This window comes from Enterococcus raffinosus (assembly GCF_001886185.1).
Lineage (GTDB): Bacteria > Bacillota > Bacilli > Lactobacillales > Enterococcaceae > Enterococcus_A > Enterococcus_A raffinosus.
The window spans coordinates 22,412-37,468 of the sequence record NZ_JXLA01000006.1; the positions used below are offsets into that span (position 1 = coordinate 22,412).

18 protein-coding genes are annotated in these 15,057 nt (G+C 37.8%); 14 read left to right on the forward strand and 4 right to left on the reverse strand.

The window, feature by feature from the left end:
- The first annotated feature begins 77 nt into the window (after positions 1–77).
- The gene (locus tag RV13_RS04320; protein ID WP_010744761.1) at positions 78–980 is read left to right on the forward strand and encodes a prenyltransferase; all 903 of its coding nucleotides are present in this window, start codon (positions 78–80) and stop codon (positions 978–980) included.
- Between the two features lie 14 nt (positions 981–994).
- Positions 995–2,203 carry an NAD(P)/FAD-dependent oxidoreductase gene (locus tag RV13_RS04325; protein ID WP_010744762.1) on the forward strand — a complete coding sequence of 403 codons (1,209 nt, stop codon included), beginning with the start codon at positions 995–997 and terminating at the stop codon, positions 2,201–2,203.
- Positions 2,204–2,273: 70 nt separating this feature from the next.
- On the opposite strand, the gene trpS is transcribed toward RV13_RS04325, so the two are convergent.
- Positions 2,274–3,284 (reverse strand): tryptophan--tRNA ligase, encoded by a 1,011-nt coding sequence (gene trpS / locus RV13_RS04330; protein WP_010744763.1) that lies wholly within the window; start codon positions 3,282–3,284, stop codon positions 2,274–2,276.
- A gap of 261 nt (positions 3,285–3,545) precedes the next feature.
- Here trpS and RV13_RS04335 point away from each other — a divergent pair, with 261 nt between their 5' ends.
- Genes RV13_RS04335 through RV13_RS04350 form a run of 4 tightly spaced genes read left to right on the forward strand, consistent with a single transcriptional unit; the run spans position 3,546 to position 6,442 of the window.
- Positions 3,546–4,283 carry an amino acid ABC transporter ATP-binding protein gene (locus tag RV13_RS04335; RefSeq protein ID WP_010744764.1) on the forward strand — a complete coding sequence of 246 codons (738 nt, stop codon included), beginning with the start codon at positions 3,546–3,548 and terminating at the stop codon, positions 4,281–4,283.
- Between the two features lie 11 nt (positions 4,284–4,294).
- Complete coding sequence (locus tag RV13_RS04340; RefSeq protein ID WP_010744765.1) at positions 4,295–5,128, forward strand: transporter substrate-binding domain-containing protein; 834 nt, start codon at positions 4,295–4,297, stop codon at positions 5,126–5,128.
- A complete protein-coding gene (locus RV13_RS04345) occupies positions 5,128–5,772 on the forward strand; it encodes an amino acid ABC transporter permease (RefSeq protein ID WP_010744766.1) in 645 nt (214 codons plus the stop codon). The genes RV13_RS04340 and RV13_RS04345 overlap by 1 nt, the downstream gene beginning before the upstream one ends.
- 19 nt (positions 5,773–5,791) lie before the next feature.
- Positions 5,792–6,442 (forward strand): amino acid ABC transporter permease, encoded by a 651-nt coding sequence (locus RV13_RS04350; protein WP_010744767.1) that lies wholly within the window; start codon positions 5,792–5,794, stop codon positions 6,440–6,442.
- 110 nt (positions 6,443–6,552) lie between these two features.
- Here the strand turns inward: RV13_RS04350 and RV13_RS04355 are convergent, their stop codons facing one another.
- Positions 6,553–6,783, reverse strand: coding sequence for a hypothetical protein (locus tag RV13_RS04355; RefSeq protein ID WP_010744768.1), 231 nt, complete (start codon positions 6,781–6,783; stop codon positions 6,553–6,555).
- Positions 6,784–6,926: 143 nt separating this feature from the next.
- On the opposite strand from RV13_RS04355, the gene racE reads away from it, so the two are divergent.
- The 6 genes from racE (at position 6,927) to RV13_RS04385 (ending at position 11,291) form a co-directional block, all read left to right on the forward strand.
- Positions 6,927–7,748 carry a glutamate racemase gene (gene racE / locus RV13_RS04360; protein WP_278758400.1) on the forward strand — a complete coding sequence of 274 codons (822 nt, stop codon included), beginning with the start codon at positions 6,927–6,929 and terminating at the stop codon, positions 7,746–7,748.
- A gap of 1 nt (position 7,749) precedes the next feature.
- Positions 7,750–9,087: a ribonuclease PH gene (rph, locus tag RV13_RS04365; protein ID WP_028020584.1), complete on the forward strand. Its 1,338-nt coding sequence runs from the start codon at positions 7,750–7,752 to the stop codon at positions 9,085–9,087.
- Complete coding sequence (locus tag RV13_RS04370; RefSeq protein ID WP_010744771.1) at positions 9,084–9,596, forward strand: metallophosphoesterase; 513 nt, start codon at positions 9,084–9,086, stop codon at positions 9,594–9,596. Before rph ends, RV13_RS04370 begins: the two co-directional genes overlap by 4 nt.
- Before the next feature lie 91 nt (positions 9,597–9,687).
- Complete coding sequence (cbpB, locus tag RV13_RS04375; protein ID WP_010744772.1) at positions 9,688–10,170, forward strand: cyclic-di-AMP-binding protein CbpB; 483 nt, start codon at positions 9,688–9,690, stop codon at positions 10,168–10,170.
- Between the two features lie 171 nt (positions 10,171–10,341).
- Positions 10,342–10,611 (forward strand): 30S ribosomal protein S14, encoded by a 270-nt coding sequence (rpsN, locus tag RV13_RS04380; RefSeq protein WP_010744773.1) that lies wholly within the window; start codon positions 10,342–10,344, stop codon positions 10,609–10,611.
- An 89-nt stretch (positions 10,612–10,700) separates the two neighbouring features.
- Positions 10,701–11,291, forward strand: a complete 591-nt coding sequence (locus RV13_RS04385; RefSeq protein WP_010744774.1) for a DJ-1/PfpI family protein — start codon at positions 10,701–10,703, stop codon at positions 11,289–11,291.
- Between the two features lie 38 nt (positions 11,292–11,329).
- Here the strand turns inward: RV13_RS04385 and RV13_RS04390 are convergent, their stop codons facing one another.
- Positions 11,330–12,244 (reverse strand): mechanosensitive ion channel family protein, encoded by a 915-nt coding sequence (locus tag RV13_RS04390; RefSeq protein WP_010744775.1) that lies wholly within the window; start codon positions 12,242–12,244, stop codon positions 11,330–11,332.
- 153 nt (positions 12,245–12,397) lie between these two features.
- Here RV13_RS04390 and RV13_RS04395 point away from each other — a divergent pair, with 153 nt between their 5' ends.
- A complete protein-coding gene (locus tag RV13_RS04395; RefSeq protein ID WP_010744776.1) occupies positions 12,398–13,411 on the forward strand; it encodes a branched-chain amino acid aminotransferase in 1,014 nt (337 codons plus the stop codon).
- A gap of 270 nt (positions 13,412–13,681) precedes the next feature.
- Here the strand turns inward: RV13_RS04395 and fabI are convergent, their stop codons facing one another.
- Entirely contained in the window at positions 13,682–14,437 is a 756-nt protein-coding gene (gene fabI, locus RV13_RS04400; RefSeq protein WP_010744778.1) for an enoyl-ACP reductase FabI, read from the reverse strand.
- A 162-nt stretch (positions 14,438–14,599) separates the two neighbouring features.
- Between fabI and fabZ the strand changes: the two genes are divergently transcribed.
- A complete protein-coding gene (fabZ, locus tag RV13_RS04405) occupies positions 14,600–15,049 on the forward strand; it encodes a 3-hydroxyacyl-ACP dehydratase FabZ (RefSeq protein WP_010744779.1) in 450 nt (149 codons plus the stop codon).
- The last annotated feature ends 8 nt before the right edge of the window (positions 15,050–15,057 follow it).

Sequence of the window (15,057 nt, forward strand, 5' to 3'; positions counted from 1 at the left end):
ACAAGCAAATCCTTTGAACAAAAAGTATAAAAATAGCATAATGAACATGAAAAAGAAATTTAAGAAAGTTGGGTGAGATGAATTTAACCGTTTTCTTGGAACTCGTGGAATTTAAAGCGAAAACTGCGAGCATCCTGCCTTTTTTTATTGGGATTTGTTTTAGCCTGTATAATTTTCACAAACTTCATTTAGGTCTAGTCCTATTATATTTTGTCGCAATGGTCATTTTCAACATGGCTGTTGATATTTTGGACAACTATAATGACTATCACCATGCGACGGAAATTCATGACTATCGAGAAAAAACCAATATCATTGGGAGAGAGGGCTTAGATTTAAAACTGGTTTTCCGAATGATGATGGGAATGATCATTGTCTCAGCACTGATCGGTATCGGTATGTCTTTTATAGTCGGGTGGCCTTTTTTAGTGATGGGGTTATTTTGTTATGGTGTAGGAATTTTTTATTCATCTGGTCCCAAGCCACTATCTAGTCTTCCATTAGGTGAAGTTTTTTCAGGATTAACGATGGGGTTTATGATTACAATTTTGTGTGTCTATTTGAATACGTATGAGGTGTTTCAATGGAATTTCGCGAATTTGAGCGAGATCTTTCTTATTTCACTGCCAAATACACTATGGATCGCAAATCTTATGCTGGCAAACAATATTTGTGACGTAGAAGAAGACGAAAAGAACAATCGCTTTACATTGGTTCACTATTTAGGAAAGCCACAAGCTATTCGTTTATTTGTAGGAATGAATGTAGCTGCTTTTTTGGCGATTCTACTTTCTGTGAGCGTCAAGATTGCCCCATGGTCAATGCTGGGGACATTTTTAGTTGCACCGTTTATCTATAAGCAGGTTCGAATATTTACAAAAAGACAAGTTAAACGTGAAACGTTCATTTGCGCTGTACGTATTTTGGCGGTAGGTGCTACTGCACAAGTTATTAGTTTTGCATTGACGTTTTTATTTTAAAGGAGGAAATAGAAATGAAAGAAATAGTCATTTTAGGCGCGGGCTACGCAGGATTGCGAGCATTGCATGTGTTACAAAAATCAGGAGCAGATATTCATATTAGCTTAGTGGATCGGAATGACTATCATTATGAATCAACTAGTTTGCATGAAGTAGCAGCTGGCACGCAGCCTGATGAAAAAATTTGCTATGCAATAAAAGACGTAGTAAATCCTAAAAAAACCACCTTTATTAAAGACACAGTTGAAAAAATTGATGCCGATGAAAAGAAGGTTTACTTAGAAAATCAAACACTGACCTATGATTACTTAATTGTAGCCCTAGGATTTCAATCTGAATCTTTCGGTATCCCAGGTGTAAAAGAAAACTCTCTTGAGATGGTGGACGTAAAAACAGCGGATCAAGTTCATAAACACATTATTGAACAAATGAAGCAATACAAAGAAACGAAGAATGAAGAATATCTACGAATAGTCGTTTGTGGAGCAGGTTTTACAGGAATTGAATTGGTCGGAGCATTGGTTGAAGGAAGCAAGTCTTTTGCGGACATTGCCGGCGTAAAACCTGAAGATATACAAATTTATTGTGTAGAAGCAGTAGACAAAATTTTACCAATGTTCAGCGAAAAATTAGGGCAGTATTGTCTTGATCATCTGAATAAGTGGGATGTTCAATTACTAACAGGTAAACCAATTAAAAAAGTTGAACCGGGTGCAGTGATTTATCAAAATTCTAAAGAAGATGAAAATGACTTAGTCGCACTTAAAGCGAAAACGATTATTTGGACTACAGGAGTTAGCGGAAGTCAAGTCATTGGTGATTCAGGCTTTGAGGAACGTCGTGGCCGTGTGATGGTAAAACCCAATTTAACTGACCCAAATCATGATGACGTTTATTTGTTAGGTGATGTTTCTGCTGTAATGGATCCATCAAGCAATCGACCTTACCCAACAACTGCACAGATTGCATTAAAGATGGGGTCATATGCTGGGAAAGATATTTTAAATCAAATGAAGGGACAACCAAGCAAGCCGTTCTCATTTAAATCACTAGGTTCTGTAGCCTCTATTGGGAATACTCATGCATTTGGTGTTGTAGGAAAAACAGAGGTGACAGCTTATCCTGCGTCATTTATTAAAAAGGCTATCATGGATCGCTCGCTGTTTGAGACAGGCGGCGTAAAAGAGGTCATGGCGAAGGGTCGATTCGATTTTTATCATTAAGCCGAATAAAAACACTCGCGATTTCGCGAGTGTTTTTCTATTTATAACTAGCCTCTAAAAATTGATCTGACTAATTGAAATAATTAATCCCCATCGCTTGCTTAACTTCTGTCAAGGTATCTGCAGCGACTGCTTGCGCTTTTTCACTGCCTTCTTTTAACATTTGCATAATCGCATCTGGATTTTTTGCATATTCTTCTCGACGAGCACGAATTGGACCAAACTCAGCCTCAAGCACTTCGATCAAGTAACGTTTAATTTTCACGTCTCCAAGACCACCGCGACGATAATGTTCTTTTAATTCAGCGATTTTTTCTTTGTCTGTACCAAAAACATCTAAGTAGGTGAATACCATATTGCCTTCAACCTGACCTGGATCTTCCACATGAATGTGATTTGGATCCGTGTACATGCTCATGACTTTTTTTGCTAAAACATCAGCAGAATCGGCCAAATAGATACCATTTCCAAGAGATTTACTCATTTTACCATTTCCGTCAATGCCAGGTAGTCTACCTTGTCCTTTTTCTGGAAAGACTCCTTTAGGTTCAACAAGAACTTCTCCATACGTATGATTAAAGCTTTGAACAATTTCTTGTGTTTGTTCAAGCATCGGCTTTTGATCTTCTCCCACGGGGACAAGGTTTGCTTTGAAAGCAGTGATGTCGGAAGCTTGAGAAACAGGATAGATGAAGAAACCAGTGGGAACACTTTCACCAAATTTCTTTTGTTCGATTTCAGATTTCACTGTCGGGTTCCGTCGAACACGACCGACACTTACTAAATTTAAATAGTACATTGTTAATTCAGCTAATTCAGGGATTTGAGACTGGATGAATAAGGTTGAACGTTTAGGATCTAATCCAACCGCTAAATAATCTAGTGCGACTTGTAAAACATTCGAGGAAACTTTTTCTGGATTTTTGGCATTGTCTGTCAAAGCCTGCATATCAGCTATCATGATAAATAATTTATTTTCAGGGTCCTCTTGCATTAGAACACGATTTTTTAGTGATCCAACGTAATGTCCCAGATGTAATTGTCCTGTTGGGCGATCACCAGTCAAAATGATATTTTTCATTAACTCACCTTTTCGTAAAAAATTCTTTCAATAGTCTCTTCAAATACTACCTTTTTTTTCTAAACATGACAACTCTAATCATCATTTTTATCAAAAGTACAAACGGCTTACGTGTGAGGAAATATAACATAGAAATAGTAGGAATCGTAAAAAAAGTTTTTGTCGTTGAGTTTTTTTCTTTACAAAGTAAAAAAACTTAGCTTATAATTAAACTTACGTTGGAAAAATTAGAAAATGCTAAGGAAAATGAGGTGGTATGACATGCCAATGGTTGAATTTAAGCATGTAGAAAAATATTATGGAAAGTTTCATGCCTTGAAAAATATTAACTTAACCTTTGAAAAAGGAGAAGTTGTCGTAGTAATCGGACCATCTGGTTCGGGGAAAAGTACCATGTTACGCTGTATCAATGGTCTTGAAGACATAACTTCTGGAGAGTTGCTTGTAAATGACAAAAATTTACATAGTAAGGAAGTCAAGTTAAAGGATATCCGAAAAAATATCGGAATGGTCTTCCAACATTTTAATCTTTATCCAAATAAAACTGCGTTAGAAAATATTACGTTAGCACCTATCAAGGTTTTAAAGCAGTCTACAGAAGAAGCGACAAGAACTGCTGAAAAATTATTAGATCGAGTGGACATGCTGGATAAGAAAGATTCTTATCCGTCTATGTTATCTGGAGGACAGCAACAACGGATCGCCATCGCCCGAGGATTAGCGATGAATCCTGACTTGCTGCTTTTTGATGAGCCGACCTCTGCACTCGATCCAGAAATGATTGGCGACGTTTTGAATGTAATGAAGAAGATCGCTCGCGATGGCATGTCAATGATTGTAGTAACACACGAAATGGGATTTGCGAAAGAGGTGGCAGATCGGATCATTTTCATGGCCGATGGCGAGGTATTGGAAGATACAAGAGACGTCAAAGGCTTCTTTGAAAAACCGCAAGAAGAACGCGCACAGCAATTTGTTAGCAAAGTAATCAATCACTAGGAGGGCGGCTTATGTCGAAGATAAAAAAATTAGTCTCCTTTTTATTTCTTCCGATGCTGCTTGTGATAGTGCTGTCAGGATGTAAAGGAGAGAGTGTCGCAAACGAGAATATTGCAACACGAATTCAAAAGGAACCAACCATCACATGGGGTGTGAAATATGACACTCGTCTATTTGGAATGATGGATATAAACACGCGTAAAGTCGAAGGATTTGACATTGATATTGCTAAGGCTATTACTAAAGAAATTCTTGGTAAGGATGGGAAAGCAGAATTCGTTGAAGTTACTTCGAAAACGCGAATTCCATTATTAAAAAACGGAAACATTGATGCGATTATTGCTACAATGACAATCACGGAGGACCGAAAAAAGGAAGTTGATTTCTCCGATATTTATTTTGACGCAGGACAATCTTTATTAGTTAAGAAAGGTAGTCATATCAAAGATATTAAAGATTTGACAGCTGATGACACTGTACTAGCCGTTAAAGGATCAACGTCTACAATCAATATTCGTAAACATGCTCCTGAGGCTAAGATTCTTGAATTAGAGAACTATGCTGAAGCATTTACAGCTTTACAATCTGGACAAGGACAAGCGATGACAACGGATAATGCCATTTTACTTGGTATGGCCTCGGAGAATGATAACTACCAATTGACGGGTGGTACGTTCACTAATGAGCCCTATGGAATTGCTATTAATAAAGGACAAGATGATTTCTTGAAGGAAGTTAATACTGCCTTGCACAAGATGCATGACAATGGTACTTATAATGAAATTTTTGAAAAATGGTTCCCTGAGGATGCAGATGGACGGGCGAAGAAGGGGGCACAGTTCTAATGGCACAATTATTCCAAACTTTTTCAGCTGATTTCATCAGCGGCTTTAAATTTACAATTTATGCAAGTTTACTTGCGTTGGTCTTCAGTTTAATCATTGGAACCCTGATGGCGATCCTGCAATTGTCTCACAATCGGATCATTCGCAGCTTAGCAAAGGCCTACGTGGCTTTTTTCCGAAACATTCCTCTACTGATCATCGTAATGTTCTTTTACGTTGTGGCACCGATGTATTTCTATAGTTTTGATGGTTTTCAGGCGGGAACTATCGGGCTGACGATATACACGTCTGCCTTTATTGCGGAAACCGTTCGTTCTGGAATCCAGACTGTTCCGAAAGGACAAATGGAAGCAGGCTTATCTTCGGGATTTTCTTACGCAGAAACGATGCGTTTTATCGTTTTGCCACAAGCATTTAAAATTGTTGTACCACCTTTAGGAAATCAATTCATCAACTTGATTAAAAACTCCTCTATTTTAGCGATGGTTGCAGGTTTAGATTTAATGTACCAAGGGGATTTGATTGCGAGTACAACATTCAATACCTTCGACACTTACATTATTGTTGGATTATTTTACTTGATTTTAACGTTGCCACTGTCTTATCTGATGAACTATTTAGATAAGCATTGGTCGAATGCCTAGAAAGGAAGGGGAATAAAATATGAGTGATGCTTTTTCATGGATTAATTTGCGTTTCCTTTTAGACGGGCTGTGGGTAACGATCCAAGTTTCTGTTGTTTCAATCATTTTCAGCATGATTCTCGGAGGAATCGCTGGGACCGTTCGTTACAGTGATATTCCTATTCTTTCAAAAGCCTTAGGAATAGTTGTGGATATTATTCGAAACTTGCCGTTGTTGCTGATTATATTTTTCACTTATTTTGCATTACCGCAGATCGGTATTAAACTGAATATTTTCTGGGCAGCCGTTGCAGCTTTGACAATTTTCGAATCGGCGATGTTATCTGAAATTTTTCGTGCAGGACTTAATGCTGTGCCTAGCGGTCAGACAGAAGCGGGGATGTCTTCTGGTTTGACGTATGTGCAAACTTTGACGATGATTGTCATGCCGCAAGCATTTAAATCAATGTTGCCAGCAATTTTAAGTCAATTGATTTCTTTAATCAAAGATACATCACTAGCGGTTATCATTTCATTACCGGAATTGACTCATAATGCAAAAATCATTTATGGACAAAATACTAATTACGTTATTCCAATGTTTATTGCCATGACAGCAATGTATTTTGTTGTTTGTTACTTATTGTCTCTTCTTTCTAACTTTTTAGAGGCAAGTAAATACAATTATTAATTTAGAAATGCCAAAAAGCGAAGATCTGTCTAAACAGTGATCTTCGCTTTTTATCGTTCTGATAAATTAAGTCAATCTTCACAATCATTGGTTTGCTTGGTGAATGAAACTTATTCCTTCTCTTTTTCTGTTTCTCGTTCAGTTTCCTTCATCGCTGGATCTTCATAGACAGCACCGGCTTGAGTTTTTCCAAGCTTTTCCAGGATACCGGGTTCATGCTCATCTGACGCATCATTTTTTCTTTTCTCAGTATTATTTTCGGTTGCTTTAATCGCCGGATCTTGATTACGATCCCCAGCAGAAACTTTACCCAAGTTTTCCATAAGTTCTTTTTTATCCATTTTTATCCCCGCCTCTCTTATATATAAGTTTAGCACCGATTGTTTTTCATTCAAAAGAAAACGCTTTTTGCCAAGTAGGTTCTAGGGCTTGAAATATTTCGTCAAAAAGTGGAAAATAAGGTGATACTTTGAACTAGATTGGGATGAGCGTTTTGTCAAATGAAAGACCGATTGGCTTCATTGATTCTGGCGTTGGTGGTTTGACTGTAGTCAAAGAAGCAATGCGCCAGTTGCCAAATGAAGAAATTTTATATCTTGGAGATACGGCACGTTGTCCGTATGGTCCTCGACCAGCTGAGCAAGTCATTGAATTTACCTGGCAGATGACTCGTTTTTTATTGAAAAAAAATATAAAAATGCTAGTAATCGCTTGTAATACAGCGACGGCAGTAGCTTTGGAAGAAATTAAAAGAACCGTAGATATTCCCGTAATCGGTGTTATACAGCCAGGATCTCGCGCAGCGTTAAAGGCAAGCGAAAATGGGCGCGTGGGAATTATCGGAACCATTGGAACAGTAAAAAGTGGTTCTTATAAACACGAACTACAGGAAAAAGCTCCTGATACTTATGTTTCTAGTTTAGCATGCCCAAAATTTGTACCGATTGTTGAAAGTAATCAATTTAATAGCTCGGTAGCGAAAAAAATTGTTTCTCAAACATTAACTCCTTTGAAAAAGGAAAAGTTGGATACTTTGATTCTAGGGTGTACCCATTATCCATTGTTACGTCCAATCATTCAAAATGTAATCGGGCAGAACGTAACGTTGATTGACTCAGGTGCAGAAACTGTTAATGATGTGAGTACATTATTGGACTATTTCAATTTAAATAACTATGAACAGTCTGAAACGAAAACACGGAAATTTTATACGACAGGTTCTCCAAAAATGTTTAAGGATATTGCAGGGGAATGGTTAAATATTACGAATTTAGATGTGACTCATATAAATCTAGGAGGAGAATAATTTGCGACATGATGGAAGAACGGTTCAGCAATTGCGACCGATAAAAATTGAAACAAGCGTTTTTAAGCATCCAGAGGGGTCCGTTGTTATTTCATTCGGGGACACAAAAGTGATCTGTTCAGCAACCCTAGAAGAATCTGTGCCACCATTTTTAAGAGGGAGCGAGACTGGATGGGTAACAGCAGAGTACAGCATGCTGCCTAGAGCAACTAATACTCGAAATCGACGTGAAAGTGCCAAAGGAAAACTATCTGGACGAACAATGGAAATCCAACGTCTCATTGGTCGATCTTTACGGGCAGTGATCGATTTGGAAAAATTGGGTGAACGAAGCATCATTGTAGATTGCGACGTCATTCAGGCAGATGGTGGAACTAGAACAGCCAGTATCACTGGTGGATTTGTCGCCTTACGTTTGGCGATCAACAAGTTATTAGCTAGTGGAGAGTTAACAGAAGATCCAATTAAGGAACATTTAGCAGCAATTAGCGTTGGAATACTACCTGACGGAACAGTCGTGACAGATTTAGATTATCAAGAAGATTCTTCAGCAGCTGTTGATATGAATCTAGTCATGACGGAATCTGGACGCTTTGTAGAAATACAAGGTACTGGGGAAGAGGCGACATTTGATGACGACGAACTGAATGCCTTGATTTTACATGGAAAAGCGGGTATTGAGGATTTGATTGCTTATCAAAAAGAAGCACTTTTTTCTGAAGTTAAAACAGAAGAGAAGACTATCGTTATCGCCACTCGCAATCCAGGAAAAGCCAAGGAATTTTCAGCCTTGTTCGCAAAAGAGGGGTATCAAACAAAAACACTTTTAGATTACCCAGAATTGCCTGATGTTGAAGAAACAGGGAAAACATTTGAAGAAAATGCACGGTTAAAAGCAGAAACGATTGCCCAACTATTACAGCAGCCTGTTCTGGCCGATGACTCTGGTTTGGTTGTTGATGCATTAAACGGGATGCCTGGAATTTTTTCTGCTCGATTTGCCGGAGAACAAAAAAGTGATGCGGCTAACAATGCTAAATTATTGCATGAGTTAACTGATGTATCAGATGACAAAAGAACTGCCCATTTCCACTGCACGCTGGTTTTTGCTGCTCCCCAAAAGGAGAGTTTAGTAGTTGAAGCTGATTGGAATGGACGTATTGGTCGAATCCCCCAAGGAGACAATGGTTTTGGTTACGATCCGTTATTTATTGTGCCGGAATATGGAAAGACTTCTGCGGAATTATCAAGTGAAGAAAAAAATGAGATGAGTCATCGCGGAATGGCGGTCAAACAGCTGGAAAAAGTTTGGAAAGATTGGTTGGAGGAAAATAAATGAAGTATTTAGTTGTCAGCGATAATCATGGAGATCGTAATATTTTAGTGGAAATTGTCAATCGCTATGTTGGAATGGTTGATCAAATGTTTCATTGTGGTGATTCGGAATTAAAAGCTAATGATGAATTGTGGCAGCATTTTACTGTTGTTACGGGGAATTGCGATTATGATCCTGCATATAAGAAAGAACAAATCCTTTCTATCGGCGATGACGTTATCTATATGACCCATGGTCATTTATCAAATGTACGTTTTGGATTAACCACGCTTGCGTTGCAAGCGCAGGAAGCTGGAGCAAATATCGCTTTGTTTGGTCATATTCATCAAGCTGTAGCTGAGCTTGATAATCATATATTATTTTTAAATCCTGGTAGTATTTCTCAACCGCGCGGCCCTATACAAATTCCTAGCTATGCGATTATTGATAGTGAGAAAGACGGTTATTCTATACAATTTTATAATCGCGCGCATCAACCGATAGAGGAGTTAGTGGCTAATTTTGAACGTTAGTTCCTAATTTTTATTAAATATTTGGGTAAACAACGCTTTCTTTTTATCGATAAGGTAAAATAAAGTGAAGATATTAGAACGGAGGCGCCATATGATTAGTCCCGCGATTGAACAATTAATGAGAGAACACGAGGAAACCATGATGATTCCCGCGGAGAATGTTGCTAATGTAATGAAGGAACATCCTTTAGAACATGCACTATTACTGTTGTCTCAAGCTGGTTATTCAACTATTCCGGTTTTAGACAAAGAGGATCATTTTGTTGGTTTATTGAGTTTGAATGATATTGTAAAAAAAATGTTGGGAATCGATGGTATTGATACATCCAATTTAGAAGAATTAACGGTAGCTGATGTGATGAAAACAGACGTGTCTGTGATGAGACCAGACGCTGAGTTAGAAGACGTTTTACATCTTCTAGTAGATTCATCTTTTCTCCCTGTTTTAGACCAAGAGGGTGTCTTTTGTGGGATTGTTACTCGCAGAGAGATATTAAAGGCAGTGAACTATACATTTCATTCGTTTGAACGAAAAAATCCGGAAGCTAAGATTATTATTCATGCAAATTCATAAAGCGACAGGACCTGTAAAAAGGTCCTTTTTTATTCGAATTATAGTAAGACCTAACTAGATAAGGACAGTTTTATTGACAAAAATTGTTAAGCGTGGTAATTTGTCATAGTGTTTAAACAGTAATGATTACGATTAAGTTCAATGGATATAGTAAATAAAAAGGAGAAAGCAATGGCAAAAAAATCTAAAGTTGTTAAAATGAAGAAGCAACAGACACTTATAGAACAATATGCAGAACAACGTATGGCTTTAAAGGCGGCAGGTGATTACGAAGGATTAGCAAAGTTACCTCGAGATTCTAACCCTAATCGATTAAAGCGTCGCGATTTGATTGATGGACGACCAAGAGGGTATATGCGTAAATTTGGTATGTCTCGAATCAAATTCCGAGAACTGGCTCATAAAGGCCAAATCCCTGGTGTAAAAAAAGCTAGTTGGTAAAAAAGAAATAAACTAATAAAATCTCAGAGATTTCCCTTTCCGATTTTGTTAAACTGAAGATACTAAACAAAGCGGAAGGGAGAGATAGTATGAAAACAGCATTATTTGTTTTGCTAGATCAATATGCCGATTGGGAAGGTGCCTATTTACTGAGTCTACTTAACCAGCGTGAGGATTGGCAAATAAAAACGGCTTCGAATTTACCAAAAGTAGAGTCAATTGGCGGTTTGCAAACAGTAATTGATTTGAATTTTTCAAAAATCGATCAAGTTTATGATCTTTTAGTATTGATTGGCGGCAACTCTTGGAACATTCATAGCAAAGAGCTTTATCAAATCATTCAAAATCAAATGACACGCGGATTACCTGTAGCTGCAATCTGCGGGGCAGTTGATTATTTGGCTCAGCATGGTTTTCTTGAGGGGTACAAGCACACTGGAAATGCACGTTTCTTGTGGCATGACTTTCCTAACTATCAAACTCCAGACAATTTTTATGAAAGACAAGCCGTTAGTGATCGTAACCTAGTCACAGCAAATGGAACAGCTTCGTTAGAGTTCACAGAATATGCACTTCAATTGACCAGCGATAGTCTGATTCAAGCAAAAAAAGAAGTTGATTTATACCGTTTGGGTTATTATGGCTATCGTGACAAATATGGAAACCCATTTACTCAATAAAAACATCGACCTATGAAGTTAATCATGGGTCGATGTTTTTATTTTCCTATTGTTATTGGATTATTTGGAATCGTAAAACCATTCTGATTTAGAACTTTTACATAGGTGGTCAAAAATTCCTCTTGAAGCTTATATTGTTTTCCATTTGTGACATATAGAATCGTACGGATGGCGTAGTTGCTATTGCCTAAATCAACCATACCAAAGAGTGTGGGTCCATCAAAGATCTCGTCTTTAAAATCTTTCGCAAGTTTTTGATTGGCTTTATCAATTAATTGACTGATTTTATCATATCCTTCATCTGGTTGAATACGAACATCCACTTTTACTTGCATATGAGCACGAGAAAGATTACTAATGGTAGTGATATTTCGATTAGGAACAAAGTGCACAGTACCGTCAGCCGCCTTCATTTGCAGCATTCGTATACCAACAGAGGTCACAGTTCCTTCTATATTAAGGTTCACCAAGCGAATATAATCTCCGACATCGATTTGCTGCTCCATTATTATGAAAAAACCAGTAATAATGTCGTTAGTGAAGCCTTGAGCACCTAAACCAATAGCGATGCCGGCAATTCCAGCTCCCGCTAATAATGAGCCCACCGGAATACCTAATGTATCTAAGATAGAATAGAGAAAGAAGAAAAATAATGTATAGGAGAAAACATTAAGTGTCAAAGTATGGATGGTTTCGATCCTAGTTACATTGTCTGCGATTTTTTTCTTTTGTCGATCAAAGGACCGATTGATCAAAAAATTACCGATTTTTCGAATCAAGTAAAACAGAATAAGAACCGCTAAAATCGTCAGTCCTTTTTGAATCAAAATAGAAAATACGCGATCCCAATCAATTGCGTGCCAATATTTTTGCCATGCGGACAATTGCTCCGTTGCTTGATCAACAACATTTGTATTGCTAGAGTCGATTGTTTGTGTTGTAAATAAAAACATAAGCCACCTCAATAAAGTAATAAAAATAGTGTAACAATCTTTCTCTATTCTGTCGACTAAGGAAAAATCATAATTTCTTCCCAATTGAAAAAACTCATGACAACGATCAGAGAAAGTGATAGACTAACATTTAAATAAGAAGGGGATGATAGAATGGTGAATGTAAAATGGGAAGAATTGGGGTTTGATTATATTAAAACACCTTTCCGCTATATTTCTCGTTGGAAAAATGGTCAATGGGATGAGGGCGTATTAACTGAGGATAATACGATCACCATTAATGAAGGATCGACATGTCTCCATTACGGACAAGAATGTTTTGAAGGATTAAAGGCTTATCGGCGCAAAGATGGAAAAATCAATTTGTTCCGTCCAGACGAAAATTCAAAGCGGTTGAATAAGAGTGCGGAGCGTCTGCAAATGCCCGCTGTTCCAGAAGATAAATTCATCGATGCAGTTAAGCAGGTTGTACGCGCCAATGAAGAATACGTTCCTCCATATGGAACTGGTGCAACATTGTATCTTCGTCCATATTTGATTGGAGTAGGCCCAAATATTGGGATCGTCCCAGCTCCAGAGTATTTATTTGGGGTATTTTGTATGCCAGTAGGACCTTACTTTAAAGGTGGGCTGACACCAAGTAACTTTATTGTATCGGAATATGATCGTGCGGCACCATTTGGTACAGGGGCGGCTAAAGTCGGCGGCAATTATGCGGCAAGTCTACTACCTGGTCAAATCGCTCATGATCGCAATTTTTCTGACTGTATTTATCTTGATCCTGCGACGCACACTAAGATAGAGGAAGTCGGATCGGCGAACTTTTTTGGAATTACTCGTGATAATGAATTTATTACACCAAAATCACCATCAATCTTACCAAGTATTACCAAATATTCGTTGTTACATTTAGCTAAGGAACGTTTTGGATTAGAGGCTATCGAAGGAGACGTTCGTTTAGATGAATTGGACAAATTTACTGAAGCAGGTGCCTGTGGTACTGCGGCAATAATCGCACCAATAGCCGGAATTCAAAATGGCGATGATTTCCATGTGTTCTATAGTGAGAAGGAAACAGGACCTGTGACGAAGAAATTATATGACGAACTTGTTGGTATACAGTTTGGAGATGTAGAAGCACCAGAAGGGTGGATTTTTGAAGTTTAGTTTTCTGAAGGAGAAAGAATGAATATTGTTTGGGTTGTTTTAGGGGTGTTGGTTTTCCTATTTTTTATTCTATGGTATTGTCTGGCGCACATTCATTACTTAAGAAGTACGATTAAATCCCCAGTAAAGCGTCTCTTTTTTGCGATGTTGATGGGAATATTGGAAATATTTTAACCTAACAAAAAAGCTGTCCATTATGCATAATGGGCAGCTTTTTGTTAAGTCATGGAATAGAATTATCAGTTTTCAAAAACAATGAGTCGCAAGCTATTAGCTTAGATGAACCCCTTTGTCAACGTAGATAACATCACCGATAATACCTGTAGCTAATGGGCTAAGTAAGAAAGCACAAGAATTTCCAACTTCTTCAATGGTTACCGCAATTTTATCGGGCGTGCGTTCTTCAGATAAATTCAAAAGCGATTGATAGTCCTTTACACCTGTTACTGCTAAAGTTTTGATGGCTCCAGCAGATATCGCATTGACACGAATGTTTTTAGGTGCTAGCTCAGTCGCTAAATAACGAACTTCGGCTTCTAGAGCAGCTTTTGCAATTCCCATCATATTGTAATTAGGAATAGAACGTTCAGATCCCATGTAAGTCATAGTCACGATGCTGCCGCCGTCAGTCATTAAAGGCGCCGCATATTTTGAAACCGCTAGTAAAGAGTATGCACTGATATCTTGTGCTAACTGGAAGCCGTCACGAGTAATCTCAGTTACATTTCCAGATAATTCTTCTTTGTTAGCGAAGGCGATAGAGTGCACCAATCCATCAATTGAACCAAATTTTTCTTTGATAGAATCAAAGGCAGCTTCGATCTTTTCATCGCTAGCTACATCAAGCTCAAACATGTTGGCATCTTCACCAACTAACTTCACTAAATTTTTCTTCATGCGATCATTTTGATATGTGTAGATGATTTCTGCGCCTTGATCGGCGATAGCTTTTGCACATCCCCAAGCAATACTTTTTTTATTGGCTACGCCTGTTACGATTATTTTCTTTCCAGATAAAATAGACATTAAATGACACACTCCTAAATAATATAAAAAATAATATGCTCTCATTATGTTGGAAAAAGCTTTGATTGTCAAACTATTTTTTTGAATAATTGCATAGACCTTGATTAAACTGTAAGAATATGATAGTTTGATAATCAAATAAAATATTCATAGAGGTGCAAAATGGAGAAAATTATGACTGTCGAAGAAATAATGGCTGCGATTCCAAATCGCTTTCCCATTTATTATTTAGATGCTGTTACAGAGTTCGAGGATGAAAAACATATCACCGCCGTTAAAAATTTGACGATGAATGAAGACTTTTTCCAGGGATATTTTCCAGGGGAGCCAATAATGCCAGGAACTTTGATTGTTGAAGCGCTAGCTCAAGCAGGATCCTTGCTAATTTTAAAATCAGCGGCTTTTGAGGGGAAAACTGCCTACATTGGCGGTATCAACAATGCAAAATTTTTAGAATTTGTTCGACCAGGAGACACGCTATTTTTGAACTTTGATATTCAAAAAGTGAAGGGACCAGTAGGCACTGCTAAAGCATGGGCAACAGTGGAGGATAAAGTGGTAACTGAATGTGAATTCACTTTTATTGTGGGAGATAAGGAACAGAAAAAATAGAAATTACA